This is a genomic window from Aeromonas simiae (genome assembly GCF_000820125.1).
In the GTDB taxonomy this organism is placed as follows: Bacteria; Pseudomonadota; Gammaproteobacteria; order Enterobacterales; family Aeromonadaceae; genus Aeromonas; species Aeromonas simiae.
The window spans coordinates 1-2,559 of sequence record NZ_CDBY01000028.1 but is presented as its reverse complement, the minus strand read 5'-3'; the positions used below and the strand labels follow the sequence as shown (position 1 = coordinate 2,559).

4 protein-coding genes are annotated in these 2,559 nt (G+C 52.5%); 1 reads left to right on the top strand and 3 read right to left on the bottom strand.

Translation table 11 applies throughout. The annotated features are described in order from the left end of the window. Window positions 1–212 precede the first annotated feature (212 nt). The 3 genes from BN1134_RS03930 to BN1134_RS03920 form a co-directional block, all read right to left on the bottom strand. Window positions 213–461: a hypothetical protein gene (locus BN1134_RS03930; RefSeq protein ID WP_042045363.1), complete on the bottom strand. Its 249-nt coding sequence runs from the start codon at window positions 459–461 to the stop codon at window positions 213–215. A gap of 183 nt (window positions 462–644) precedes the next feature. After that, a complete protein-coding gene (locus BN1134_RS20380; RefSeq protein WP_425524541.1) occupies window positions 645–1,049 on the bottom strand; it encodes a signal peptidase II in 405 nt (134 codons plus the stop codon). 3 nt (window positions 1,050–1,052) lie between these two features. Next, complete coding sequence (locus BN1134_RS03920; RefSeq protein ID WP_004364974.1) at window positions 1,053–1,949, bottom strand: cation efflux transmembrane domain-containing protein; 897 nt, start codon at window positions 1,947–1,949, stop codon at window positions 1,053–1,055. A 95-nt stretch (window positions 1,950–2,044) separates the two neighbouring features. Between BN1134_RS03920 and cadR the strand changes: the two genes are divergently transcribed. Beyond that, window positions 2,045–2,452: a Cd(II)/Pb(II)-responsive transcriptional regulator gene (cadR, locus tag BN1134_RS03915; RefSeq protein WP_004364961.1), complete on the top strand. Its 408-nt coding sequence runs from the start codon at window positions 2,045–2,047 to the stop codon at window positions 2,450–2,452. Window positions 2,453–2,559 lie beyond the last annotated feature (107 nt).

The window sequence follows — 2,559 nt, the reverse complement described above, 5'->3', positions numbered from 1 at the left end:
GATTTTATTAGGTATTTTATATCTATCTGATTTTGTTGATGTTTTTTAATGAGCATCCGAGATCACCAAAGGACAGCCATGCATCCGGCAAAAACCGTTGTAGGCTGGTGCTGAGCCTGCGAAGCCCAGCGTTTACCGCGAGCAAAACACAAAGATGGCGCCAAAGGAGATTCAAGCACTGAGAGTTGGGAATTCGTTGCCTGTCTCTTTCATCACAACAGCTCCCACCGACCACGCTTGCGCGGCCCGACAAAACGTAAGCGACCGGCTTTGACCAGACCAGAGGCGGCCCGCTCTATGGTACTGGTTGCTTTATCAAGCCGAAGTGCCACCTCTTTTAGCGTCAAATCAGGCTCCGTCGACAACAGAGCCAGTACCAGCTCCGGTGTCTTGGGTTTGGGTTCTACCCGCGCTTCTACCCGCGTTTCTACCTGCGCATTTGACCATTCCAGCCTCGTCATCTGTATCTCTAGTGAGATAAGAGATTCGGTAGCACAGATAGGCCCGTTCATGGTGTCGAAACATGAACGGGTTAATAGATTGACATTATTTTCGGCAATCTCGGGGGAACTGAGTGTACGTGAGCCAGGGTTTGCGTTGCGCGTTGAAGCAGGGCAGCAGCGATTATCCCGCCACCGTCCAGTTCATTTCAGGCTTGAGTGAACGCTGATCAACCACACAATGGTATTACCTGATTTAGTGATATACCGTTTTTCTAATTGGTAACGGTCTATCTCGTCATCGATTAACTGTCGTAACAGGTATAAATCCGAGTCCAAATCGTCTGGATGCTTGATCAGAAAAATCGAGACCACTACCGCGATTCCGATAAAAAAGTAGCGCTGCCAGCCTCCACCATTCGCAAAAAGACTGAATGCGGCACCGGTGTTCCATAGGTGCACCCAGTTAAAGAACGGGGTCACCGAAACATACTCGCCATAGGCCATTGATTGCTGCACCAGCCACTTTACAGCCTGATCAGACGCTGCCAGCAGGCCCGATATGGACAATAGGGCATACGGCGAGAGCTTTTTGCCAATAATGAGCATTATTTAACCCTTCAACGCCAAAATGCGTCTGGCACCGTTAAGTACAATGCCCCCCGCGATGGTGCCGATAATCAGATCCGGATAATTGGAACCGGTCCACGCGACCAGGGCGCCGGCGGTGATGACCCCCAGGTTGATCACCACGTCGTTGGCCGAGAATATCCAGCTTGCCTTCATGTGCGCCCCGCCTTCCCGATGTTTGGATATGAGCAGCAGACAACTGGTATTGGCAATCAATGCGACGAATGCGATAGCCATCATCACCAGCGATTCAGGCTCACTACCGAATACAAAGCGTCTCACCACCTCTACGAGCACGCCCACAGCCAAGATCAGTTGCAGTACACCAGCAAGATGCGCGGCACGTACCTGCATTTTCACGCTATGTCCAACCGCATAAAGGGCAAGCCCGTACACCGCCGCATCGGCAAAATTGTCCAGGGATTCTCCAATCAGGCCGGTGGACCGGGCGATCAGACCGGCAGTCATTTCCACCACGAACAGAAGTGCATTGATGCCGAGCAACCAGCGCAGGGTCCCGGATTCTTGCTTAGCAGAAGCTGCCGAAAACTCGGCGGCCTTGATGGTCTCCGGATTTGCAGCGACGGTTTCCTGAAGCGAGGCGCCTAGCCCCAAGGTCTTCAGTTTCGAGGTGACGGGCTCGACCTCGCCGTCATGCACGACCTTCAGCCGGCGGTTCGACAAGTCGAAGGACAGCGCCCGAATCTCCTCAAAGCCGTTCAGGGCTAGGCGAATCATTCGTTCTTCTGATGGACAGTCCATCTTCGGCACGGCATAAACACTGACCCATCTCCCTGGCGCCTCGGAGGAGGCCTGTATATCGGTATCCGCTGCGGACGTTGCATCACCGCCACAGGCGCCACCACAGGATTTGCTCATGATACGACTCCACTTGAACAATGTTGTGGTACCATTTAAAACTATAAAGCTACTATAAGGTCAATAGAGTAAAGAATCCGTTGGGGAGGAGGCTGATGCGCATTGGTCAGTTGGCGCAGTTGGTAGGGGTCGAAACACAGACGATCCGCTTCTATGAACAGCAGGGCTTGTTGCCGCCGCCTGATCGGCAGGACAACGGTTACCGTGTCTATACCGAGAAGCATGGTGAGGGGCTGGCCTTCATCCGTCGCTGCAGAATCCTGGGCCTGTCACTGGCTGAGATTCACGAACTACAGAGCTATCAGGACGACCCTCATCAGCCTTGTACCGCCGTCAACGCCTTGCTCGATGATCACATCTCTCATGTGCGGTCGCAGATAACCGCTCTGCAAGCGCTTGAGAAACAACTCGTTTCACTGAGAGCGAGTTGCAACGATGACCGGGAAGTTGAGGCGTGTGGGGTTCTTGCTGGAATTAGCGAAGGAAACATGCACCAGCAGTAGGTGAAGCATCAACCAGATAATCCGATGAGATGCCGGTCTGTCTCACTCTCATGCAAAGGTAAGATCAACCATTTAATCCGCTTACCCTTTAATTTAAGGATATCTAT

What these genes read in the sequence shown, in the direction of transcription:
- BN1134_RS03930 (WP_042045363.1), bottom strand. Translation starts at nt 461, where the DNA reads ATGACGAGGCTGGAATGGTCAAATGCGCAGGTAGAAACGCGGGTAGAA.
- BN1134_RS20380 (WP_425524541.1), bottom strand. Translation starts at nt 1,049, where the DNA reads ATGCTCATTATTGGCAAAAAGCTCTCGCCGTATGCCCTATTGTCCATA.
- BN1134_RS03920 (WP_004364974.1), bottom strand. Translation starts at nt 1,949, where the DNA reads ATGAGCAAATCCTGTGGTGGCGCCTGTGGCGGTGATGCAACGTCCGCA.
- cadR (WP_004364961.1), top strand. Translation starts at nt 2,045, where the DNA reads ATGCGCATTGGTCAGTTGGCGCAGTTGGTAGGGGTCGAAACACAGACG.